Here is a 23,055-nt window from a genome sequence, read left to right as displayed (position 1 = left end):
AGGAGGAAATGTCAAATGAATGCTGAACAAGCTCTTGAATGGATGAAGCTTTTTAATGAAAAGATTCAAGAAAAGAAAGATTACCTTAGTGAGTTAGACACTCCTATAGGAGATGGGGACCACGGTGGAAATATGGCGCGTGGCATGGCTACAGTTATGGAAAACTTAGAAGGAAAGCAATTTGATACCAGCAGTGATGTTTTTAAACTTGTCTCAATGCAACTACTGAGTAAGGTAGGTGGTGCTTCTGGTCCCTTGTATGGCTCTGCTTTTATGGGAATGTCCAAGGCTGATTCTAATTCGAAAATAGAGGAAATCTTACAAAGCGGTTTGGATATGATTATCAAACGTGGGAAAGCAGAAGTTGGAGAAAAGACAATGGTTGATGTTTGGACTCCTGTTATTGCTGCTTTGTCTGCTGGTCAATTGACTCATGAGCTTATTGATAAGGTAGTGAATGCTACTAAAGATTTACTTGCAACTAAAGGAAGGGCATCTTATGTAGGAGAACGTTCTCTTGGATATATTGATCCTGGATCATTCTCATCAGGATTACTCTTTACTGCTCTTTTAGAAACTGGGGTGGTTTAATGGGAAGTATTGGTCTTGTTATCGTTTCACATTCCAAACACATTGCACAAGGTGTTGTTGAACTAATTAGTGAAGTAGCTAAAGATGTTTCGATTACTTATGTAGGAGGAACCAAGGACGGAGGAATTGGAACTAGTTTTGATCAAGTAGATAGGGTTGTTTCCGAAAATCCAGCAGATACTTTACTTGCCTTTTTTGACCTAGGTTCTGCTAAAATGAACTTAGAAATGGTGGCTGATTTCAGTGATAAAAGTATCATCATCAACAGGGTTCCAATTGTAGAAGGCGCCTATACTGCAGCTGCTCTTCTTCAGGCTGGTGCAGAACTGTCAGTTATTCAAACACAGTTGTCGGAGCTTGAAATCAATAAATAAGGAATCTTACTATAACTCTTTTTATAGGTGAGCTATTGATTATCTCAACTATCAAATTTTAAGTAAATAATTTCAAAATCAGAAAGGGATTGCTTGGGCAGTTCCTTTTTAATGTAAAAGGAGTGGAATCATAGCGTTTCTAAATTGTGAATCATTCAAAACAGATTGTGATGGGACGACTATTCTAGCTTTAGAATTCTTCAAAAATTAAAATTTAAGGCAATCAATGGCTTAGAATAGTGCGAAAACATTTAGTTTATAGGAATTCTAGGTCTAGAATTACATAGATATTTATGAAGTTAGGGTATTCGATAGTTAGGATTGTTCTATTCTGAAAGATTTTGACAATCAAAAGTCTAGAAGAGTGATTTATAAGTATACTTGTAGCCTTTAGTTGTGATAATTGTATGTCAAATAGATGGAATAAATTGATATGGCTTTCTTACTTTATGCTATAATATTCATAACGCTTTTTCAGAAAGGAAAATCTCAAATTGTCCTACAAATTTCTACTCTTCGACCTCGACCACACCTTGCTGGATTTTGATGCTGCTGAGGATGTGGCTTTGACCCAACTTCTAAAAGAAGAAGGAGTTGCGGATATTCAGGCTTATAAAGACTATTACGTTCCCATGAACAAGGCTCTCTGGAAGGACTTGGAGCAAAAGAAAATCAGTAAACAAGAACTGGTTAACACGCGCTTTTCTCGTTTATTTGATTATTTTGGACAGGAAAAAGACGGTAGTTTTCTAGCCCAACGTTACCAATTTTACCTCGCTCAGCAGGGGCAAACCTTTTCAGACGCTCATGAACTCCTAGACAGCCTCATTGAGCGAGATTATGAGCTGTATGCTGCGACAAATGGAATAACTGCCATCCAGACAGGGCGTTTGGCTCAATCGGGTCTAGCACCTTATTTCAATCAAGTCTTTATCTCAGAACAATTGCAAACACAAAAGCCTGATGCTCTCTTTTATGAAAAGATCGGTCAACAGATTGCTGACTTTAGTAAAGAAAAGACGCTGATGATTGGAGATTCCCTAACCGCCGACATTCAAGGCGGCAATAATGCGGGGATTGACACTATCTGGTACAACCCTCATCGCGTTGAAAATCATACACAAGCCCAGCCGACTTACGAAGTCCATTCTTACCAAGACTTGCTGTATTGCTTAGATAAACTGTAAAAAGTGGTTTAGAAAGCCACTTTTTGCTATAATAGAGGCAGTAAAAACGAAGGAGTCGGCTATGGAACATTCGTCTTGGCATGCTTTGCTTAAGGGACAATTACCTGAAGGTTATTTTGCGAAAATCAATCAGTTTATGGAGCAGGTCTATGCTCAGGGGACTATTTATCCACCCAAGGAAAAGGTTTTTCAGGCTCTCTTGACCACACCCCTAGAAGACGTTAAGGTGGTGATTCTAGGGCAAGATCCCTATCACGGGCCAGGTCAGGCGCAGGGTTTGAGTTTTTCTGTTCCTGACTCTATCCCAGCTCCGCCATCCTTGCAAAATATCTTGAAAGAATTGTCAGATGATATCGGAGTTAAGAAATCCCATGATTTGACGACTTGGGCTGAGCAAGGAGTCTTGCTTCTCAATGCTTGTTTGACCGTGCCTGCTGGACAGGCAAATGGTCATGCTGGTCAAATATGGGAGCCATTTACAGATGCTGTGATTCAGGTCGTCAATCATCTAGATAGGCCAGTGGTCTTTGTACTCTGGGGAGCCTATGCACGCAAGAAGAAGGTCTTGGTCAGCAATCCTAACCACTTGATTATAGAATCAGCCCATCCCAGTCCTTTGTCAGTTTATAGAGGATTTTGGGGTTCTAAGCCTTTTTCCAAGGCAAATGCTTTTTTAGAAGATACAGGACAAGAGCCAATCGATTGGCTTAGATAAGGAGAAAATATGCCTCAGTTAGCGACGATTTGCTACATTGATAATGGAAAAGAACTGCTCATGCTCCACCGTAATAAGAAACCCAATGATGTTCATGAAGGGAAATGGATTGGCGTGGGTGGTAAGCTAGAGCGTGGTGAGACACCTCAAGAATGCGCGGTGCGTGAAATCCTCGAAGAAACAGGGCTCAAAGCCAAGCCAGTTCTAAAAGGTGTTATCACTTTTCCAGAATTTACGCCAGATTTAGACTGGTACACCTATGTTTTTAAGGTGACGGAGTTTGAGGGTGAATTGATTGATTGCAACGAGGGAACGCTAGAATGGGTTCCCTATGACGAGGTTTTGAGCAAGCCAACTTGGGAAGGTGACCACACCTTTGTTGAATGGCTTTTAGAGGACAAACCCTTCTTTTCAGCCAAGTTTGTTTATGATGGGGACAAATTATTGGATACTCAAGTTGATTTTTATGAATAAAGGAGAAAGCTGATGCTAGTAATCAAAAACGGTCGTGTAATGGATCCCAAGTCTGGTTTGGATCAAGTGTGTGATGTCTTGGTTCAAGATGGGAAAATTGTCAAAATTGCGCCTGAGATTAAAGAAGAAGGGGCAGAGGTGCTTGATGCTACTGGTCTTGTAGTTGCGCCTGGTTTGGTTGATATCCATGTTCATTTCCGTGAACCTGGTCAAACCCACAAGGAAGATATCCATACTGGTGCCCTAGCGGCCGCTGCAGGTGGTTTTACAACGGTCGTTATGATGGCTAATACTAGTCCAACCATTTCAGATGTTGAGACTTTGCAAGAAGTTCTCCAGTCAGCTGCAAAGGAGAAGATTAATGTTAAGACGGTTGCGACAATCACGAAGAATTTTAATGGCCAAGACTTGACTGACTTTAAGGCGCTTTTAGAAGCTGGTGCGGTTGGTTTTTCTGATGACGGTATTCCGCTTGAAAGCAGTAAAGTTGTCAAGGAAGCTATGGAAGAAGCCAAAAAACTCAATACCTTTATTAGTCTTCATGAGGAAGATCCAGGTTTGAATGGGATTCTTGGATTTAATGAAAATATCGCTAAAGAACATTTCCATATTTGTGGTGCGACTGGGGTGGCTGAGTATGCTATGATGGCGCGTGATGTCATGATTGCCTATGCGACCAAGGCTCATGTCCATATCCAGCATTTGTCTAAGGAAGAAAGTGTTAAAGTAGTTGAGTTTGCTCAAGGTTTGGGTGCGCAAGTCACAGCAGAAGTGGCGCCACAGCATTTTTCTAAGACCGAAGCGCTCCTTTTGACACAAGGAAGCAATGCTAAGATGAATCCGCCACTTCGTTTGGAATCAGACCGTCGCGCCGTGATTGAAGGTCTCAAGTCAGGTGTCATCACAGTTATCGCAACTGATCACGCGCCTCATCATGCAGATGAAAAAAATGTTGAGGATATTACCAAAGCGCCATCTGGTATGACAGGTTTGGAAACATCTCTTTCTCTCGGCTTGACCTATTTGGTAGAAGCTGGTGAGTTAAGCCTGATGGAATTGCTTGAAAAGATGACATACAACCCAGCCAAACTTTACAACTTTGAAGCAGGTTACTTGGCTGAGAATGGTCCAGCAGATATCACTATTTTTGATGCTAAGGCTGACCGCCTTGTGGACTCCCATTTTGCTTCGAAAGCAGCTAATTCACCATTCATCGGTGAAACCTTAAAAGGGCAGGTTAAATATACCATCTGTAAGGGACAAATCGTCTATCAAAACTAGGGGGAGTCTGCTCTGTAAACAAAAAGAATAGAGAGCCTATATGTACCAAACCCATCATTTCAAAGACAAGTTTATCTTATTTTTAAAGATATTTTTCCCTATCCTGATTTATCAATTTGCCAATTATTCTGCCTCCTTTGTTGATACGACTATGACAGGTCAATACAATACCATGGACTTGGCTGGTGTATCTATGGCAACCAGTATCTGGAATCCTTTTTTTACATTCCTAACAGGAATTGTATCAGCCTTGGTACCCATCATTGGTCACCATCTTGGGAGAGGGAAAAAGGAAGAAGTTGCATCTGATTTTTACCAGTTCATTTATCTTGCCTTGGGTCTATCCGTGGTCTTGCTGGGATTAGTACTTTTCCTGGCACCACCTGTTTTGAATCATATTGGACTAGAAGCTCCTGTGGCAGCAGTAGCGGTTCGTTATCTCTGGTTTTTATCTATCGGAATTATCCCCCTGTTGCTTTTTAGTGTCGTTCGTTCCTTGCTGGATTCTCTGGGCTTGACCAAACTGTCTATGTATCTCATGCTTTTGTTACTTCCTCTCAATAGCGGATTTAACTATCTCTTGATTTACGGGGCCTTTGGTGTTCCAGAACTGGGAGGTGCTGGTGCTGGTTTAGGAACATCCTTGGCCTACTGGGTCTTACTGGGAATTTCTGTACTGGTTCTATTTAAACAGGAGAAGCTCAAAGCCCTACATCTTGAGAAACGAATTCCGCTTAATATGGATAAAATCAAGGAAGGAGTTCGTTTAGGTCTGCCTATTGGAGGAACTGTCTTCGCGGAAGTAGCTATCTTTTCTGTGGTTGGCTTGATTATGGCTAAGTTTTCGTCCTTGATTATCGCTAGTCATCAGTCAGCTATGAACTTTTCAAGTCTTATGTACGCCTTTCCTATGAGTATCTCATCGGCTATGGCTATTGTCGTTTCCTATGAAGTGGGAGCCAAGCGATTTGATGATGCTAAAACCTATATTGGTCTAGGAAGATGGACTGCCCTCATTTTTGCGGCCTTCACCTTATCCTTCCTTTATATCTTTAGGGGAAATGTGGCTAGTCTTTATGGTAACGACCCAGAATTTATTGATTTGACAGCGCGCTTTTTGACTTATAGTCTTTTCTTCCAATTAGCAGATACCTTTGCGGCACCGCTTCAGGGAATTTTACGGGGGTATAAGGATACCGTTATTCCTTTTTACCTTGGTTTGGTTGGTTACTGGGGGGTGACACTCCCAGTAGCTATGGTATTCGACTCTCTAACAGATTTTGGAGCTTATTCTTACTGGATCGGCTTGATTATTAGTCTAATTGTGAGTGGGGTTCTCTACCGTTGGCGTTTAACTGTGATTATGAAGAGATTTGAATCTTTAGCAAAATAAACGATACAAAGTTTGTGAAAAAATATTCTTGATAAGAAAATCCGTTATTCCTATGGGGTTTTCTTTTTTAATTTGTGAAATTTTCTTTAGAAAAACTTTGACAGTATTTGCCAAAAACGGTAAAATAGTAAGGTAAGAAGAAAGTTAGAAAGGCAAGAAGATGTCAATTTTAGATAAAAATCTTTTGCTAGAGATGTTCCGTAAGATGGAAGAAATCCGTCGTATGGACTTAAAAATTGCGCAATTAGTAAAGAAAGGGAAAGTGCCAGGAATGACGCACTTTTCTGTTGGAGAAGAGGCAGCTAACGTGGGTGCTATGTTGGCTCTCAATCCAGATGATCTAATTACCTCAAACCACCGTGGTCACGGACAAGCTATTGCCAAAGGAATTGACCTAAACGGAATGATGGCTGAAATCCTCGGTAAATATACTGGAACCTGTAAAGGTAAAGGTGGTTCTATGCATATCGCTGACCTTGATGCTGGTAACCTTGGTGCCAATGGTATCGTAGGTGGTGGTATGGGAATCGCTGTTGGTGCAGCCCTCAGTCAGCAAATGCAAAATACCGGAAAAATCGTTGTCTGCTTCTTTGGAGATGGTGCGACCAACGAAGGTGTTTTCCACGAAGCAGTAAATATGGCTTCTATCTGGAACCTGCCAGTCATTTTCTACTGCATTAACAACGGTTACGGTATCTCTGCGGATATCAAGAAAATGACCAATGTAGAACATATCCATCAACGTAGCGCCGCTTATGGAATTCCTGGAATGTTCATCGAAGATGGAAACAATGTCATTGATGTCTATGAAGGATTTAAGAAAGCTGTAGATCATGTTCGCAGTGGCAATGGTCCAGTCTTGATTGAAAGTGTCACTTACCGCTGGCTTGGTCACTCATCATCTGACCCTGGTAAATATCGTACGCGTGAAGAAGTGGAATTGTGGAAACAAAAAGACCCGATCGAAAACCTTCGCAAGTACCTCATTGAAAACACTATTGCAAGTGCCGAAGAATTGGAAGAAATCCAAGCGCAAGTCAAGGAAGAAGTAGAAGCTTCTGTTAAATTTGCGGAAGAAAGTCCATTCCCACCGCTTGAATCAGCATTTGAAGATATTTACGCAGACTAAGGAGAAAGAGATAAAATGGAAACAAAAACAATGTCCTTCCGTGACACCATTATCCTTGCTATGTCTGAGGAAATGCGTCGCGATGAAAATGTGTTCTTGATGGGAGAAGATGTTGGTGTCTTCGGAGGAGACTTCGGAACTTCTGTTGGAATGCTTGAAGAATTTGGTCCAGAACGTGTCCGTGACTGTCCGATTTCTGAGGCTGCCATTTCAGGAGCAGCAGCAGGAGCAGCCATGACAGGACTTCGTCCAATCGTTGATATGACCTTCATGGACTTCTCGGTTATTGCCATGGACAATATCGTCAACCAAGCTGCTAAAACACGTTACATGTTTGGTGGTAAAGGTCAGGTTCCAATGACTATCCGTTGTGCAGCTGGTAACGGAGTTGGATCTGCCGCCCAGCACTCGCAATCACTAGAGTCTTGGTTTACTCATATTCCAGGACTTAAGGTTGTAGCACCAGGTACGCCTGCGGACATGAAAGGACTGCTTAAGTCTTCTATCCGTGATAACAACCCTGTTATCATTCTTGAGTACAAGTCAGAATTTAACCAAAAAGGGGAAGTACCAGTTGATCCAGACTACACGATTCCACTTGGAGTCGGCGAAATCAAACGCGAAGGAACGGATGTAACAGTTGTTACTTATGGGAAAATGCTTCGCCGTGTGGTTCAAGCAGCTGAAGAATTAGCAGAAGAAGGCATTTCAGTTGAAATTGTTGACCCACGTACCCTTGTTCCGCTTGATAAGGATATTATTATTAACTCAGTTAAGAAGACTGGTAAAGTTGTTCTGGTCAACGATGCCCACAAGACAAGTGGCTATATCGGTGAAATTTCAGCTATTATTTCAGAATCAGAAGCATTTGACTATCTAGATGCACCAATCCGTCGTTGCGCAGGAGAAGATGTGCCAATGCCTTATGCACAAAACCTAGAAAATGCAATGATTCCAACCGTTGAAAGCATCAAAGATGCCATTCGTAAAACATATAACAAAGAATAGAATTACATAAGATAAGTTATGTAAACAAAATAAAGCTGACGAGAAACTTTGTATCTTTTAGGTACGGAGCTCTTCGTCCTTAATATCTTAGTATAGAATTGGAGAGGTCATGGCTGATGACAAGCTAAGAGCGACTCCTGCGGCTAGAAAGTTAGCGGATGATTTAGGGATCAACCTCTACGACGTTTCTGGCTCAGGTGCAAACGGTCGTGTCCACAAAGAAGACGTGGAAACTTATAAAGACACAAATGTGGTTCGCATTTCGCCACTTGCAAAACGAATTGCCCTCGAACATAACATTGCTTGGCAGGAAATCCAAGGAACTGGTCATCGTGGTAAAATCATGAAGAAGGATGTTTTGGCCTTGCTTCCTGAAAATATCGAAAACGACACCATCAAGTCTCCTGCTCAGATTGAAAAAGTGGAAGAAGTTCCTGATAACGTAACACCATACGGTGAAATTGAGCGTATTCCAATGACACCAATGCGTAAGGTTATTGCCCAACGGATGGTTGAATCTTACCTAACTGCGCCAACCTTCACTCTCAACTATGAAGTTGATATGACTGAAATGTTGGCTCTTCGTAAGAAGGTGCTTGAACCAATCATGGAAGCAACTGGGAAGAAGACTACTGTAACAGACCTTCTTTCACTTGCAGTTGTTAAGACTCTTATGAAACACCCATACATCAACGCTTCATTGACAGAAGATGGCAAGACTATTATCACTCACAACTATGTCAATCTTGCCATGGCAGTTGGGATGGATAATGGATTAATGACACCTGTTGTTTACAATGCTGAGAAGATGAGTCTTTCAGAACTGGTTGTAGCCTTCAAGGATGTTATTGGCCGTACCTTGGATGGTAAATTAGCTCCAAGCGAACTGCAAAATTCAACTTTCACAATCAGTAATTTGGGAATGTTTGGTGTTCAGTCTTTTGGTCCTATCATCAACCAACCAAACTCAGCTATCCTTGGTGTGAGTTCGACAATCGAGAAGCCAGTTGTAGTCAATGGTGAAATTGTGATTCGCCCAATCATGAGCCTTGGTTTAACAATTGACCACCGTGTCGTAGATGGTATGGCTGGTGCTAAGTTTATGAAAGACTTGAAAGAATTGATTGAAAATCCAATCTCAATGTTGATTTAAGTACAAGAGTATTCATTTTTAAGATATAGATAAAGGAAGGAAGACATGGCCTTAGAAGTAATTATGCCAAAAGCCGGCGTGGATATGACAGAAGGACAAATCGTCCAATGGAATAAAAAAGTCGGAGAATTTGTAAAAGAAGGAGAAATCCTTTTGGAAATCATGACTGATAAAGTCAGCATGGAATTGGAAGCCGAAGAAGATGGGTACTTGATTGCCATTCTCAAAGGAGATGGCGAAACTGTCCCTGTAACGGAAGTTATCGGTTACCTTGGCGAAGAAGGGGAAAATATCCCAACAGCTGGGGCAGCAGCGCCAGAAGCTAGCCCAGCACCTGCAGCAAGTGCCTCAAACGATGATGGTAAGAGCGATGATGCTTTTGATATCGTTGTGATTGGTGGAGGTCCTGCTGGTTATGTTGCAGCCATTAAAGCTGCCCAACTCGGTGGTAAGGTTGCTCTAGTTGAGAAATCTGAACTCGGCGGAACCTGCTTAAACCGTGGTTGTATCCCAACCAAAACCTACCTTCATAACGCTGAAATTATTGAAAATATCGGTCATGCTGCAAATCGTGGTATTGTGATTGAAAATCCTAACTTCACTGTTGATATGGACAAACTTTTAGAAACTAAATCTAAAGTTGTTAATACTCTTGTTGGTGGTGTTGCAGGACTTCTTCGTAGCTACGGAGTTACTGTGCATAAAGGTATTGGTACCATTACTAAAGACAAGAACGTCTTGGTAAATGGTTCTGAATTACTTGAAACCAAGAAAATCATCCTTGCCGGTGGTTCAAAAGTCAGCAAGATCAACGTCCCTGGTATGGAATCTCCACTCGTGATGACAAGTGACGACATTCTTGAAATGAACGAAGTGCCAGAAAGCCTTGTCATCATCGGTGGTGGAGTTGTCGGTATCGAACTCGGTCAGGCCTTTATGACATTTGGTTCAAAAGTAACTGTTATCGAAATGATGGACCGTATCGTGCCAGCTATGGATGCAGAAGTGTCTAAGAACCTTCGCTTGATCCTTGAGCGTAAAGGAATGACCATCTTGACTGGTACTAAACTGCAAGAAATCATCGAGGAAAATGGTCAACTTCGTATCAAGGTTGAAGGAAAAGATGATATCATCGCAAATAAAGCGCTTCTTTCAATCGGTCGTGTACCAGACCTTGAAGGTATTGGCGATGTTGAGTTTGAACTGGACCGTGGACGCATCAAGGTCAACGAATACATGGAAACTTCTGTTCCAGGAATTTACGCACCAGGTGACATCAACGGAACTAAGATGTTGGCGCACGCAGCCTTCCGTATGGGTGAAGTTGCTGCTGAAAATGCTCTTAAAGGAAATCATGCTGTAGCCAAGTTGAACTTGACTCCTGCAGCCATCTACACTCTCCCTGAAGTAGCAGCAGTAGGTTTGACAGAAGAACAAGCCCGTGAGAAGTACGATGTAGCCATTGGTAAGTTCAACTTTGCTGCTAACGGTCGTGCCATTGCTTCTGATGCTGCTCAAGGTTTCGTTAAAGTTATTGCTGATAAGAAATATGGAGAAATCCTTGGTGTTCATATCATCGGTCCTGCAGCTGCAGAATTGATCAATGAAGCGTCAAGCATTATCGAAATGGAAATTACTGTTGAAGAAATGCTGAAAACTATCCACGGACATCCAACTTACTCTGAAGTGATGTACGAAGCATTTGCGGATGTTTTAGGAATGGCCATCCATTCACCTAAGAAAAAATAAAACGAAGATAGAATAGACTGGAAAATATCTTTCCAGTCTCTATCGTATAAAGGGATATCATGAAATATATTATCAATCATTCAAACGACACTGCCTTTAATATTGCCTTGGAAGAATACGCCTTTAAACACCTTTTGGATGAGGATCAAATCTTCCTACTTTGGATTAACAAACCATCTATCATTGTTGGTCGTCACCAGAATACCATCGAAGAAATCAACCGTGATTATGTTCGAGAAAATGGTATTGAGGTGGTCCGCCGTATCAGTGGTGGTGGAGCTGTTTACCACGATTTAAACAATCTCAACTACACGATTATCTCAAAAGAAGATGAAAACAAGGCTTTTGACTTTAAGAGCTTCTCAACTCCAGTTATCAATACTTTGGCTCAACTTGGGGTTAAAGCTGAGTTCACAGGTCGTAATGACTTAGAAATTGACGGCAAGAAATTCTGTGGCAATGCCCAAGCCTATATCAACGGTCGTATCATGCACCACGGTTGCTTGCTCTTTGACGTTGATTTGTCAGTCCTTGCTAACGCCCTCAAGGTTTCAAAAGATAAATTTGAATCAAAAGGTGTGAAATCCGTCCGTGCTCGTGTCACCAATATTGTCAATGAATTACCAGAAAAAATCACAGTCGAAGAATTCCGTGACTTACTCTTGGAATACATGAAAAAAGAGTATCCAGAGATGACAGAATACGTTTTTTCTGAGGAAGAATTAGCTGAAATCAATCACATCAAGGATACTAAGTTTGGTACTTGGGACTGGAACTATGGTAAATCACCTGAATTTAACGTCCGTCGTGGAACAAAATTCACTAGTGGTAAGGTGGAAGTCTTTGCTAATGTTCTCGAATCAAAAATCCAAGACATCAAGATTTACGGTGACTTCTTTGGTATTGAAGATGTTGCTGCAGTAGAAGATGTCCTTCGTGGGGTGAAATACGAACGCGAAGATGTCCTTAAGGCGTTAGAAACCATTGATATCACACGCTATTTCGCTGGTATTAGCCGTGAAGAAATCGCTGAAGCGGTAGTTGGATAAATCAAAAAGAAGTTGGTTGTAGGACCAGCTTCTTTTTTAAAAACCATATATTACATAATTTATTTTATGTATTTTATAAACTGTCTAGAGCATTCTTTTGTTCATCATTAACGATATGGGTATAGAGGTCAGTGACTTGTGTGCTGGCATGTCCTAGCTGGTGACTGACCAAAACTTGCGATTTAGTGGCATCATAGAGCCTGGTTGCTAGGGTATGTCGTAGTTTATGGGGTGTTACACGGACTTTGAAGTCCTCAGAGTACTTAGCAACCATCTTTTCCACACTGGAAGCATCGATACGATTAGGAACACCTCTGTAGAGTGTCAAAAAAAGGGATGTATCTGTTTTTTCTGTCTTATAGCGTTGATTACGAATGGCCAGATAATTTTCTAGATAAGGTTTAGCAAAAGCAGCGACATTGACCGAGTCACGTTTGCCTCCTTTTCGAGTGACATCGATAACCATCATTTTTAGATTGAGATCTCTTAGATCCAGATTAACAGCTTCAGATAAGCGGACACCAGACGCCAATAGAAGGGCAATAATGGCCAAATCACGTTCTTTATTTTTGTTGAATGATGAGAGAGCGCGATTTGAAAGTTGTTGTGGATACTCTTGGTCAATATAAGTTAGAAAACCTTCTGTTTCATCACCTAAAAAGAGTTTTTGCTTGATGTTTTCAGCTCTGGCAGCAAGTGTTTCTTTCTTTTTCTTGGTTGAAACTTTTTTCATTACATTACGATAGAAATAAGGTTCCCCCTGATCGTTTTCAACCTCCTCGGTTAGATACTTATAAAGACTGGAAAGAGCTGACAAGGTTCGATTGATAGTTGTCTGTGAAACTCCTTGTTTGGTTGTATTAGCATTCAGCAAAGGACGTTCACGTAAATAAAGGATAAAAGATTCCATGTCTTTCTTAGACATATTTTCCAAGACAGATAAAGGAATATCAGACATTTTATCAGCATTTGAAATGTCAGACTCTAAAACCCAGCTGAAAAATCGATCGTATTCCTTGAGATATTCGTACAAGGTTGTAAAACTGTAAGGTACAGCTAGCTTAGATTGATAGTATTCCAGAACATACCAGGGCATGATTTGTTTTAGTTTGTCTATTCGTTCCAGTAAAATCTCACGTTTCATGTATTTTCTCCATAAATAAGTCTACTAGTAGTATAGCATAGACTTATTTATTTTTCAAGAAAATTATAGTTTTTCAGAAAGATGTTATGAAGCTTTTAAAAAAAGACTTAGAACCTTTGAATAACTAAAAAATTTTTTTGAACTTTCATCATAGCTAAACAGGAAAGAGAGATTTTAATATAAATATGGCTGAGAAGCTGAAAAAGTTCATCCTTTTATTACAAGAGCGCAAAATTAATTTTTCTTCTTTAGATTTTAGAGAATTTTAAAAAAAACAAAACTTTAAAACTGGAGATTTTGTTTTTTTGGATTCGCCTTATCTAATATCTACTGCCACTTACAATGAAAATGGTGGCTGGTCAAAAAATGATGAACAAGATCTCCTGGAACAATTAGATAAATTAGATAGACAAGGAATTAAATTTGCCTTATCAAAAAAACAAAACAAGAAAAAGTACATCTTATTAAGAATGTACTTTTATTTTACTTTATTCAACTAAGGAGTTAAACACTTTTGTAGTACTTAAAAATATTTTTATTTTATAAAAAGTGTCTTCATAATCATCTTATCGTCCCACTTAGAAATATCAATATTAACTGTCTTATCCATACACACGGACTTGATTAAGTTTAATAAAGTTTCATCGTTTCTATTAAGGAACATTCTTTTATAACAACTAATTACCTCTTGGTTGTCAGAAAAAATAATCGGTATTTTACCAAGAGTTTTATTTAATTCATTTGCATCATCAGAAAAATCCTCTCTTAACATAAATCTATTAGCAAAGAGTTCTATCACAAAATCTCTTTTCATTTTTTTAACTAAAGTTTTTCTTTGATAGTATTCTGATATAAAGACTCCGATAATCCCTGACGTAATTATAGAAGTGATGACAGTATTAATAAAATCCGTGTTAACAATAATATCCATTTTCAAATCACTTTCTTTATTTAACAAATAGCGTCAATTCACTGTAATTTTAAAAAATCACTCTGAAAAAACTCAAAGTTTTCTAGAATACATAAAAGTACATTAAATAACTTTAAAAAATCTGTTTCAAAGAGTGGCTGTTCCCATCGCCCATGACAAATCATGTGCCTATTAGGTTCTTCTAATGTGAAGTTATTAGTACGAACAAAAAATTTGAATAACCAATGAAATAGACTAATATCAGAAAACGTCTTATTAACAATTTTATTATTTAATAAATCTACAGATTTGTATCCTACAAGTATTTTTTCTTTATTTGAATATTGTTCTGAAAATCTGTTTAATGCACCATCAATAGCTATTGTAGCAAGTGTATAAGCAGCGTAATAATTTTGGCTTCTATAACTTTCGATCATAGAATCTATCAAGGGTTCTGAGTAATACGTTGAGTCTTTTAACTCTTGTATAAGCTCCTTATCTTCAAGATCTTCTTTTAATAGAGTTTGCCACTCCTTTATCAATACTTCAAAATCTATAGTGCAGATTGTTCGATAGTCATCACTATAGCTATGGTAGATTACCCAACCTTCTTCAGCAAGTTTTTCAATATTTAAAGTTATTGCTTCTGCTTCTGTTTCAGAATAAGGTTCATGGTATTTCTTTAAGAATTCTTTTAAACTTTCAGTAAAATTAAAAGCAGATTTATCAAAAATATTGTGAATAGGCTCAAGTATTCGTCCGATATTATCTATTTGAGTTTTTAAAGAAATTGCACTAAATGCTGCTTCTGTATCAGATAAAATTTTAAGATATCTTTGGTTATTTAAAATAGATGTGGCTGAGTTTATTTCTGTTAGAAACGGTTTAGTGGTTTCAGCTATTTGCTTAGAAAAATTAAAACTGGCTAACGCAGCTTTATTTGCTTGTAGCATACTATTTTGAACCTCAATCAACCTTGAATGATTAAGTGTCTCATGAAAAACTCTAAGGGCTTCTGTAAGCTTTTTGTTTTGAACTGGGACTTTATTAATTGTCAATTTATTTTTTTGAACTTCACTATGATTATTTTCCATAGGGGTATTTCTTTCTATATGTCATGTTTTAATTATACCACTAAGTATTCAACATTCACGAGTTTTGTAATGGTTAGAAAAGAAATATTTTCATTAAAAATGTACAATTGAAAGTATTAATACTTTTTACCAAAATGTACTTTATAAATGATACTTATTGAACGCTTCTGGATCAAAAAATGTACTTTATCTTGCCTTAAAATAAAGTACATTTCAATTATAAAGTACATTTTTCAAAGAGTGTACATTACGTCTTAAACTCAGTTGTATCAAGGGTTTATCTGCTGTCTAGGGAAAAGTACAAAAATTTCCAGTTTTTCTTTGGAGTTTCATTGTGAATCATTATCTAGTGCTTTTTCTAGTTTCCAAATACTAAACCAGAATGAAATAGTCAGCAGAATAAGGAAAATAAAAAAGAGATTATCAGTAACGATACTTCTGTTCATTCTACTTAACTGAAGAGCTATATAAGGTGCTATGAGATACAAAATACATTGTATAATTGCTATCGTTTTCTTTTTCATGGTTTTAATCTTACTGTGCAGGTTTGATACAGTAAACTCCTTTCTGGCTTTGTGCATTATCATTTCTAACTTGATTATAGTCTTATTTTTACCAAAGCTCAATTATTTGTATGTGAAATATCTTATCTGTAAAAAATAACCGATCTCATTGCTGAGAATCGGTTTTCTAATATATTTAATTAAGAAGTTTATCTTTACATAACATAAATTATGTAAAGAACTCTTACAACAACAAATCTTTGACTTTCCCAATTTCACTTTTTGGAATAACTAGGTGAATCATATCTCCGAGATACATTCTGGTTGAGCCGTTAACTGTTTGGCTCTTACCATTATGTACTTGGGTGGTGATGAGTACGTTATGTGGCAAGTTGAGTTCGTGTACTTGTTTTCCTGCTATTTTATCTGAAACAGGAATTTCAATAAGTGTGACTTCTCCTTCATCTGACGCTTCTTCAGGCAGCATTTTTTCCAACATAGCCTCATAGACTGGCGCACCTTTGAGCAGATCCATGATGATGTAGGCAACTAGGGTTACCAGTCCGAGTGGCATGAGGTTGCGAATATCTCCTACCATCTCAGTTACGAGTATCATAGCAGTTAAGGGAGCCTTGGATATTGCTCCAAAATAACCACTCATTCCGAGGATAACAAATATAGGGAATTGCTCTTGACTGACAAGCCCAAGATTGACAAAAATTACACCAACTAGGGCACCAAGCAAGGAACCAAGCGCCAAAATTGGTAGGAAAATTCCTCCTGGAAGGCCACTTCCATAGCTAATCATGCTCCAAATAAAGCGAATCAAAAAGTACGCTAATAGAACTTGAAAACTAAAATCTTGCTTAGTCAGGGAAAGAACCAGCTGATTTCCACCTCCAAGAATTTGTGGCAAGAAGATGCCGACTGGTATGATGAGAATAAAGGCAAGAATTGGGTAATAAGCTCTATCCAAATGGGTTTTTTGACCAAACCAATCATAAACTCGACCAACATTGAGCACAGCTTTCTCATAGAGAAAACCAGATAGTCCAAGAAAAACTCCCATAAGGAGGTAAATCCAATACTGGTCTAGGGTCATGAGTGGGATGTTGTCTGGCATATCCAGTACGGGTGTTAGGCCAAATATGAGCAGTGAGACAAAGTTTGCTACGAGACTAGCTGCGAGAGTAGATACCCAGAAAAAGCGTGAAAAATGGTGATAAACTTCTTCTACCACAAAGAGAAGTCCTGCAATCGGTGCATTAAAGGCTGCAGCTAGACCAGCGGCAGCTCCACTAGCAATTAAGGAGCGTTCCTCTACTGGACTGGATTTGAGCCATTTGGCAATTCCTTTACCACCTACCGCTCCAAGTTGAATACTGGGTCCTTCACGCCCTAACATAAGGCCACTTGCAATAGCAAGAATTCCTAGAATATATTTTTTCCAAAGAACTCCCCACCAGTTGAGAGTCATGAGTCCCTTTAATTCGGCTTCGACTTGAGGGATTCCTGAGCCTTTGATATCTTTTTCTGACCGTGTTAATTTAGCACTGAGCCAACAAACTATTAAATAAAATAGACCAATGATAAAAAGATTGCGCACTAGGTGCGCTTGATCTTGATAAAGTCCTTGTATCAGGTGGAAGCCTTTTTCGATTAAGAAACGAAAGGATCCAACGATAATTCCAACAACGAGACCAACAATGATTCCTCGTCCAACTTGGGATAATATGGTACTCGAGGCAAAGGCAAATTCTTTCTTGGAGCTGAGTGTTTCTGACTGTTCCTCCATAATCATTCCTTCTAACTTAACTTTCTTTTTCTCCTAAAACCAGTGATTTAACGGGTTCAAAACTTGTTCGGTGAATTGGGGTAACTCCTAGTTTTGTGAGGCCTTCTAGGTGTTTAGCAGTTCCATATCCTGCATTAGCAGTAAAATCATAGCCAGGGAACTGCTGATCATATTCCTTCATCAATTCATCACGTGTCACCTTGGCTACTATAGAAGCGGCTGCAATTGAAAGGGAATTCGCATCACCTTTGATGATAGATGTTTGTAAAATTGGTAAATCCAGTTTCATGGCATCTATCAAAATGTGCTCAGGTCGCGGACTGAGCTGAGAGATTGCTTCCTGCATGGCCAGTTTGGTTGCTTCATAGATATTGACTTGGTCAATGACTTGATTATCCATGATGCCAATGCCAATTGATAAGGCTTGATTTTGAACGGCTTGATAAATTTCTAGATGTTTCTTTTTAGGAATTTTCTTGCTGTCATTGAGGCCTCTAATTTTACAATTTTTAGGCAAGATAACGGCTGCAGCGACTACAGGTCCAGCCAGAGGACCACGACCAACCTCGTCAACACCTGCTATCAAGGTCAATCCTTGCTTATAAAGTTCTTTTTCGTAGGAAAGCATGGATTCCAAACGAAAATCTTCATCCAATTCTGCCTGAATGGCTTTTTTACGCTTGCTGATTTCCTTTTGAACTCCAGAGCGATTATCCTTTTCAAGTTCTAAAAAAATAGGGCTTTCTAACTCCTTGACCGTTGCAAGGAGTTCTTTGATTTCTTTAATCGTCGCCATCGAGGTCTTCCAATGTATCTAAGGTATAGTTACCAAGTTTGCCGTCGCGGACTTCCTTCACGAAGAGACTGTAAAAGCGGTCATAGTCGTCACGGAAACCGAGGGCACGTGTCATATCCATAATAATAACAGGCGCTTCTTCCTCAATTTTCATTTGTTTGAAGCGTTCAGCCAGCTTTTCTGGATAATGTTCTTTGAAATAATTGAGACCAAAAATAGTTACCTCATCCATAGGAAGCAGCTGGTCTTTGATAGCTCCAGTTAGGGCCAACTTAAGCGCAACAGTTTCATCCTCAAACTTAGGCCAAAGAATCCCCGGTGTATCCAAGATTTCTAGGTCTTTATTGGTTTTGAGCCATTGTTGCCCCTTAGTCACACCTGGTTTGTTGCCGACAACAGCAATCTTCTTACCAGCCAAACGATTCATGAGAGTGGATTTACCAGCATTTGGAATCCCGATAATCATGGTACGCAAGGTTTCAATCTTGATACCACGTTCTTTCTGGCGAGCAATCTTATCAGCCATGAGCTTCTTGGCCGCATCTGTTACAACTTTTACAGTCACTTGCTCTTTGGAGTTAATAGCTAGCGTCTGGATTCCTTGTGATTCAAAATACTGACGCCATTCTTTGGTCATTGCTGGATCGGCCAAGTCTGCTTTGTTTAAAATCAAAAGTTTTGGTTTGTCACCAACAATCTTGGTCAACATAGGATTTTGACTAGATAAAGGTAAGCGTGCATCCACTAAAATCGTCACAAAATCAACAAATTTTAAATTTTCCTGCACCTGTCGACGCGCTTTAGACATGTGACCAGGAAACCATTGAATAGTAGCCATTGAGTTTTTTTCCTTTCATAGCAAGGGTTTTAGAACCCCTATCATTTGAACATAAATAAGTTTTCAAATGAATAATGTCCAAACAGTTCTTGTTTTATAACATAGAAATCTACTTTATATTATATCATGACTTCTTTATTTTGTCCGCTTTTGCTTCAGGATTAAATAGTGTTCCAAACTATTAAATCATTATAAAAAATTAGAGAAGACATGTTTGTCCTCTCCATCAATTTTTTATTACTCGTCAAATAATTTCTCCAACTGTTTGGTTGCTGATTCAATCTCGTAGCCATTTTCATCTATTAGCTGTTTCACCTTTTCTGTATCAAGCTCTCGATGATCTCTGACAGACAAAATCTTATCCGCCCATTCTTCAAGAGAATCATTCAAAGACAGACTGTTATCATAGTTATCTAGTATTCTTGCGTCTGGTAAATGCTTTGCTGTTACAACAGGTAATCCATTGGCTTGCGCTTCAATGAGTACAATCGGTAATCCCTCAAAATTAGATGGAAAAAAGAAAACATCTAGAAGATTTAGCATTTTTCCGACATTAGTGGTCAAGCCTGTAAAGATGACTTTGTCTGCTACTCCATATTCTTTTGCCACATTTTCTAAAAACTCAGTATCTCCTCTTCCGATAAATACTAAACGAGAATTTGGTTCTTTTTTTACGATTTCAGAAAATACCTTCACACAAAAACTTTGATTTTTTGATTTTTCATGTAAGCGAGAAACTTGTCCTACAACAAAACAATCTTCTGGAATATGATATTCTTTGAGAAGTTGAATTTTTTTCTCTTCATTATATAAAAACTTTTCTACTTCAATGGCATTATGAATAACTAGTGCTTTTTCTCTTTCCTTACCATGATAAAAATGGTTTAACGCTTCTGTTCCACATGCCCAAAAATCGGTCGCATATTTGCCGACAAAAAGACGATTGACTGGATGAACAAAGCGGTAAAATTTATCGGCTGTTGCACAATGTCCATGAACAATTCTTTTTTCGATTCCGTATTTCTTTGCTAATTTTAAAAATTCTAGATGAGTCAATCCATTTTGATTGGACCATAAAATATCATAACGATGAGCATTTTTCTTAAAAAAATCATCCCATTCCTTTAATGCCTGTTTAGTATGAGGTCTTAACTTTGGAATTCTATGAACGACTAATGGATTTCGACAAAGTGACTTAAAATGATTACTAAATTCAACATCTTCAGAACCTTGCAGTAAAAATTCTAGTTCAAATTCAGAGGTATCAATATGATTATAAAAATCCACAACAATTTTTTCTAACCCACCAACATCTGGAACCAACCCACACACTAGTATTCTTTTCATTGATTTCTCCTTATTTTTTCAACTTTAATACTTTTTGAATCATCAGAATGATTTGTCTACCACCTTCATGATTTCTAAATAGGAAAACGTAGACACCCAATACTATCAAATAAAGGACGATTTTGATGATCAAACCGAAAATGAAATCTAGCTGAGTTAAGAGTAAGTTATCCAGTAAACTCAAAAGTAGGAAGCTTATCCCTGCGACAGTGAAATCTTGTAACAATGTTTTAAAAAAATCCTTTGAGGAAGCTTTCAATCCATACTTAAAGGCGCTATAGGGTTCATACCATGTACAGGTCAAGACTGTTGAACAAATCGTACCCAATAAAATTCCAGCTACTCCTAAATCTAAAATCGCTAAAAAGTAGAGTGAAAGGGAAATATTTAATAAAATCTCGACGATAACTTTTTTATTTTGCTCATAACTTAAGCCATAGACTGAAATCAACGTTAGAATCGGTCTTCTATAAAAGGTTAAGAAAAAATGAAGGACGATCAAAATCTCAATCGTATAATTAAATGAAAAACTCTCACCTAACCAGATAGTCATAAATGGATGAATGAACATTAAATAACCTAAGCTAGCAAAATAAATCAGGCTAAAAGTAATAAACTGGAATTTTTTTAGGAATTTAACCATATCTGCTACTGTCGTAGACTCCGAATGGACTAAGTTACCTACGGAAGAAACAACTGAATTAATCACAGTATTTAAAATCAGTGAAAGAAATCCTAAAACATAGGTATAATTCCCATAAATACCTATAGCTGCTAAGCTGACAAAACTTGCCATTAGAATACTATCTGTTTGAAAAACAATCGTTTCTCCAATACTACCGACTATATTTCCTTTGATATTTCGGATAAATTTTCCTTTTTCCTCCTGATTAATGGGTGTTATCTCATTCTTAAACAAGTAACCATACAATCTATCTACAATCCGCGACATGATGATATTCCCTATAAAATTCATGATGATACTGATCAATAGATAAAAGATATAATTTTTGGTAAAGAATAAAATTCCGATTTGCAAGCATACGCGAAGCGTATTTAATACAAAGTCAATCAAAGTCATCATATAATTACGCTGATCGACATAAAGCAAGGTTCGTTTATAGGAGAAAAAATAGCTAGAAGCAGAATTAAAAACAAAGAGGGAAAAAATCAAATATACTTCGCTATTTACCGTATAATCCTTTATCATATAAGGAAGAAATAAAGAAAGTATAGAGCCTAATATAAAAATAGAAAAGCCAATGATTCTATATAATTTTTTGAAAAGAATCATAAAGGCATTGATTTTCCCATGTTCTTCTCTACCTAAGGGGCCATATAATGCATAGCTCATGGCTCCAGCAACCCCTAATTCTGCCAAAGACAGGATAGAAACTAAGCTAGACAAATAATTGTTTAATCCTAGATAGGTTACCCCAAGTAAATGGATAAAAATAGTTCGATTGATAAAGCCAAGAAGGACTTGAAAAGGTTGCAACGCAAGAGCTATACTTGTATTTAATGTGGCAAATTCGGTTCTACTTTTTTTCGTGTATTTCATCTATTCCTTTAATTTTCCTTGCAAAAGTTGATCTAGATAACTTTCTGGAACGACCTCTTCTTTATTGATTTTATAAGTCGTTTTCATAATCGGTGTTGTTTTTAACACATCTTCCCATTCTTTTTCATCAAAAGGATCATTTGCATGTTCTCTTAAAAACCACATTCTCTCAGCAGTTTCTAAAACAGGCAATGTATCTACTAATAATCTAAATTCAGAATTTGAAGTATATTCGGACAAAATAAAATAATCCATCATCAGGTAATGAATAAAAACTGGGTATTTACGAACATAGTAAAGATATAAATCCCGAATATGTTTGAAATGAGATCCTCCTTTTTGTCCTGCTAGGAAAAAACCTGACCATTTAAAATCACCAATCGTTCGCTCCATTTGCTCAGGATATGTCGGTGGATGATTCAAACTAAAAAAGTCCCCTTCAAACATTTTTACCGTGGCGTAGGGAGATACAAATAAGGTTGCATCCATCCAAATTCCACCGTATTGGTATAAGAGACTAAAACGAATAATATCGGAATAATGCGCAGCTGATAATTCTTTATTCTTATATTTTTCGGTAATATCTTTTGGAATATTGACAAAATGTTCAAGATTGTCGTTTGTTAACGAATGAAATTTACAGTCATTTCTTTTGGCGAAGTCTTTTATGGTCTTCATTGAAGCCTGGACCGTATCAGGCATTTGCGCTTCTCCCTGTTGCCACATTGTCCAAATCATTTTCGGAAATTCTGTTGTTTCTTCTTCTTTTTCATCACTCGAATCATCTATTTGAGCTTCTTTTCGTAATTTCAGTACAAAATCCAAAAGAATCTTTCTTCGAAAATCATAAAACATCTTGTCAGATTTTTGTGCAAGAAAGTAAACACATGTTAGTTTAAGGCCATAATATTTTAAAATTTGACAATAGCGAGCCATTTTATTTTGTAAGATTTGAAGTTTCATA

Annotated in this window: 21 protein-coding genes and 1 pseudogene; 13 read left to right on the top strand and 9 right to left on the bottom strand. The window is 38.1% G+C overall.

All coding sequences use genetic code 11. The features are described 5' to 3' along the window. The first annotated feature begins 15 nt into the window (after window positions 1-15). The 12 genes from dhaL to JQ843_RS06795 all read left to right on the top strand — a co-directional run bounded on the left by dhaL (window position 16) and on the right by JQ843_RS06795 (window position 12,103). Complete coding sequence (dhaL, locus tag JQ843_RS06850; protein ID WP_203213245.1) at window positions 16-591, top strand: dihydroxyacetone kinase subunit DhaL; 576 nt, start codon at window positions 16-18, stop codon at window positions 589-591. Continuing rightward, window positions 591-965 (top strand): dihydroxyacetone kinase phosphoryl donor subunit DhaM, encoded by a 375-nt coding sequence (gene dhaM, locus JQ843_RS06845; RefSeq protein ID WP_203213244.1) that lies wholly within the window; start codon window positions 591-593, stop codon window positions 963-965. Before dhaL ends, dhaM begins: the two co-directional genes overlap by 1 nt. Before the next feature lie 494 nt (window positions 966-1,459). After that, on the top strand, window positions 1,460-2,152 hold the full coding sequence (gene pynA / locus JQ843_RS06840) for a pyrimidine 5'-nucleotidase PynA (RefSeq protein WP_203213243.1): 693 nt from the start codon (window positions 1,460-1,462) through the stop codon (window positions 2,150-2,152). 61 nt (window positions 2,153-2,213) lie between these two features. Then, window positions 2,214-2,867, top strand: coding sequence for a uracil-DNA glycosylase (locus tag JQ843_RS06835; RefSeq protein ID WP_203213242.1), 654 nt, complete (start codon window positions 2,214-2,216; stop codon window positions 2,865-2,867). Between the two features lie 9 nt (window positions 2,868-2,876). Beyond that, on the top strand, window positions 2,877-3,341 hold the full coding sequence (locus JQ843_RS06830; protein WP_203213241.1) for an NUDIX hydrolase: 465 nt from the start codon (window positions 2,877-2,879) through the stop codon (window positions 3,339-3,341). Window positions 3,342-3,353: 12 nt separating this feature from the next. Next, on the top strand, window positions 3,354-4,622 hold the full coding sequence (locus tag JQ843_RS06825; RefSeq protein WP_203213240.1) for a dihydroorotase: 1,269 nt from the start codon (window positions 3,354-3,356) through the stop codon (window positions 4,620-4,622). Window positions 4,623-4,662: 40 nt separating this feature from the next. Continuing rightward, window positions 4,663-6,015, top strand: a complete 1,353-nt coding sequence (pdrM, locus tag JQ843_RS06820; RefSeq protein ID WP_203213239.1) for a sodium-coupled multidrug efflux MATE transporter PdrM — start codon at window positions 4,663-4,665, stop codon at window positions 6,013-6,015. 160 nt (window positions 6,016-6,175) lie between these two features. Further along, window positions 6,176-7,144 (top strand): thiamine pyrophosphate-dependent dehydrogenase E1 component subunit alpha, encoded by a 969-nt coding sequence (locus JQ843_RS06815; protein ID WP_203213238.1) that lies wholly within the window; start codon window positions 6,176-6,178, stop codon window positions 7,142-7,144. Window positions 7,145-7,159: 15 nt separating this feature from the next. Further along, complete coding sequence (locus tag JQ843_RS06810; protein ID WP_061452541.1) at window positions 7,160-8,152, top strand: alpha-ketoacid dehydrogenase subunit beta; 993 nt, start codon at window positions 7,160-7,162, stop codon at window positions 8,150-8,152. 109 nt (window positions 8,153-8,261) lie between these two features. Further along, a complete protein-coding gene (locus tag JQ843_RS06805; protein WP_000752716.1) occupies window positions 8,262-9,305 on the top strand; it encodes a dihydrolipoamide acetyltransferase in 1,044 nt (347 codons plus the stop codon). Window positions 9,306-9,350: 45 nt separating this feature from the next. Continuing rightward, the gene (lpdA, locus tag JQ843_RS06800; protein ID WP_261033808.1) at window positions 9,351-11,054 is read left to right on the top strand and encodes a dihydrolipoyl dehydrogenase; all 1,704 of its coding nucleotides are present in this window, start codon (window positions 9,351-9,353) and stop codon (window positions 11,052-11,054) included. A gap of 59 nt (window positions 11,055-11,113) precedes the next feature. Then, on the top strand, window positions 11,114-12,103 hold the full coding sequence (locus JQ843_RS06795; protein WP_203213237.1) for a lipoate--protein ligase: 990 nt from the start codon (window positions 11,114-11,116) through the stop codon (window positions 12,101-12,103). A 73-nt stretch (window positions 12,104-12,176) separates the two neighbouring features. Here the strand turns inward: JQ843_RS06795 and xerS are convergent, their stop codons facing one another. Then, the gene (gene xerS / locus JQ843_RS06790; protein WP_203213236.1) at window positions 12,177-13,247 is read right to left on the bottom strand and encodes a tyrosine recombinase XerS; all 1,071 of its coding nucleotides are present in this window, start codon (window positions 13,245-13,247) and stop codon (window positions 12,177-12,179) included. Window positions 13,248-13,546: 299 nt separating this feature from the next. Between xerS and JQ843_RS06785 the strand changes: the two are divergent. Continuing rightward, window positions 13,547-13,747 (top strand): annotated as a pseudogene (locus JQ843_RS06785) (hypothetical protein); the annotation flags it as partial. A gap of 35 nt (window positions 13,748-13,782) precedes the next feature. Here JQ843_RS06785 and JQ843_RS06780 read toward each other — a convergent pair. The 8 genes from JQ843_RS06780 to JQ843_RS06745 form a co-directional block, all read right to left on the bottom strand. Next, complete coding sequence (locus JQ843_RS06780; RefSeq protein WP_049550853.1) at window positions 13,783-14,178, bottom strand: DUF6680 family protein; 396 nt, start codon at window positions 14,176-14,178, stop codon at window positions 13,783-13,785. Window positions 14,179-14,216: 38 nt separating this feature from the next. Further along, window positions 14,217-15,251 (bottom strand): hypothetical protein, encoded by a 1,035-nt coding sequence (locus JQ843_RS06775; RefSeq protein WP_049550854.1) that lies wholly within the window; start codon window positions 15,249-15,251, stop codon window positions 14,217-14,219. A 747-nt stretch (window positions 15,252-15,998) separates the two neighbouring features. Beyond that, window positions 15,999-17,549, bottom strand: coding sequence for a ClC family H(+)/Cl(-) exchange transporter (locus JQ843_RS06770; protein WP_203213235.1), 1,551 nt, complete (start codon window positions 17,547-17,549; stop codon window positions 15,999-16,001). A gap of 16 nt (window positions 17,550-17,565) precedes the next feature. After that, window positions 17,566-18,345 (bottom strand): ribonuclease HII, encoded by a 780-nt coding sequence (locus tag JQ843_RS06765; protein WP_203213234.1) that lies wholly within the window; start codon window positions 18,343-18,345, stop codon window positions 17,566-17,568. Then, on the bottom strand, window positions 18,332-19,183 hold the full coding sequence (ylqF, locus tag JQ843_RS06760; RefSeq protein WP_000201307.1) for a ribosome biogenesis GTPase YlqF: 852 nt from the start codon (window positions 19,181-19,183) through the stop codon (window positions 18,332-18,334). Before ylqF ends, JQ843_RS06765 begins: the two co-directional genes overlap by 14 nt. A gap of 237 nt (window positions 19,184-19,420) precedes the next feature. Next, window positions 19,421-20,530 carry a glycosyltransferase gene (locus JQ843_RS06755; protein WP_203213233.1) on the bottom strand — a complete coding sequence of 370 codons (1,110 nt, stop codon included), beginning with the start codon at window positions 20,528-20,530 and terminating at the stop codon, window positions 19,421-19,423. Window positions 20,531-20,540: 10 nt separating this feature from the next. Next, window positions 20,541-22,091 carry a lipopolysaccharide biosynthesis protein gene (locus JQ843_RS06750; protein ID WP_203213232.1) on the bottom strand — a complete coding sequence of 517 codons (1,551 nt, stop codon included), beginning with the start codon at window positions 22,089-22,091 and terminating at the stop codon, window positions 20,541-20,543. After that, window positions 22,092-23,054: a capsular polysaccharide synthesis protein gene (locus JQ843_RS06745; protein ID WP_203213231.1), complete on the bottom strand. Its 963-nt coding sequence runs from the start codon at window positions 23,052-23,054 to the stop codon at window positions 22,092-22,094. Between the last annotated feature and the right edge of the window lies 1 nt (window position 23,055).

Origin of the sequence: Streptococcus mitis, from assembly GCF_905187495.1 — a bacterium.
GTDB lineage: Bacteria > Bacillota > Bacilli > Lactobacillales > Streptococcaceae > Streptococcus > Streptococcus mitis_CU.
Note: the sequence above shows the minus strand (reverse complement) of the source record. Positions and strands in the feature narration are given on the sequence as shown.

Coding starts and splice junctions, on each gene's coding strand:
- dhaL (WP_203213245.1), top strand. CDS start 16: ATGAATGCTGAACAAGCTCTTGAATGGATGAAGCTTTTTAATGAAAAG.
- dhaM (WP_203213244.1), top strand. CDS start 591: ATGGGAAGTATTGGTCTTGTTATCGTTTCACATTCCAAACACATTGCA.
- JQ843_RS06835 (WP_203213242.1), top strand. CDS start 2,214: ATGGAACATTCGTCTTGGCATGCTTTGCTTAAGGGACAATTACCTGAA.
- JQ843_RS06830 (WP_203213241.1), top strand. CDS start 2,877: ATGCCTCAGTTAGCGACGATTTGCTACATTGATAATGGAAAAGAACTG.
- JQ843_RS06825 (WP_203213240.1), top strand. CDS start 3,354: ATGCTAGTAATCAAAAACGGTCGTGTAATGGATCCCAAGTCTGGTTTG.
- pdrM (WP_203213239.1), top strand. CDS start 4,663: ATGTACCAAACCCATCATTTCAAAGACAAGTTTATCTTATTTTTAAAG.
- JQ843_RS06815 (WP_203213238.1), top strand. CDS start 6,176: ATGTCAATTTTAGATAAAAATCTTTTGCTAGAGATGTTCCGTAAGATG.
- JQ843_RS06810 (WP_061452541.1), top strand. CDS start 7,160: ATGGAAACAAAAACAATGTCCTTCCGTGACACCATTATCCTTGCTATG.
- JQ843_RS06805 (WP_000752716.1), top strand. CDS start 8,262: ATGGCTGATGACAAGCTAAGAGCGACTCCTGCGGCTAGAAAGTTAGCG.
- lpdA (WP_261033808.1), top strand. CDS start 9,351: ATGGCCTTAGAAGTAATTATGCCAAAAGCCGGCGTGGATATGACAGAA.
- JQ843_RS06795 (WP_203213237.1), top strand. CDS start 11,114: ATGAAATATATTATCAATCATTCAAACGACACTGCCTTTAATATTGCC.
- xerS (WP_203213236.1), bottom strand. CDS start 13,247: ATGAAACGTGAGATTTTACTGGAACGAATAGACAAACTAAAACAAATC.
- JQ843_RS06780 (WP_049550853.1), bottom strand. CDS start 14,178: ATGGATATTATTGTTAACACGGATTTTATTAATACTGTCATCACTTCT.
- JQ843_RS06775 (WP_049550854.1), bottom strand. CDS start 15,251: ATGGAAAATAATCATAGTGAAGTTCAAAAAAATAAATTGACAATTAAT.
- JQ843_RS06770 (WP_203213235.1), bottom strand. CDS start 17,549: ATGGAGGAACAGTCAGAAACACTCAGCTCCAAGAAAGAATTTGCCTTT.
- JQ843_RS06765 (WP_203213234.1), bottom strand. CDS start 18,345: ATGGCGACGATTAAAGAAATCAAAGAACTCCTTGCAACGGTCAAGGAG.
- ylqF (WP_000201307.1), bottom strand. CDS start 19,183: ATGGCTACTATTCAATGGTTTCCTGGTCACATGTCTAAAGCGCGTCGA.
- JQ843_RS06755 (WP_203213233.1), bottom strand. CDS start 20,530: ATGAAAAGAATACTAGTGTGTGGGTTGGTTCCAGATGTTGGTGGGTTA.
- JQ843_RS06750 (WP_203213232.1), bottom strand. CDS start 22,091: ATGAAATACACGAAAAAAAGTAGAACCGAATTTGCCACATTAAATACA.
- JQ843_RS06745 (WP_203213231.1), bottom strand. CDS start 23,054: ATGAAACTTCAAATCTTACAAAATAAAATGGCTCGCTATTGTCAAATT.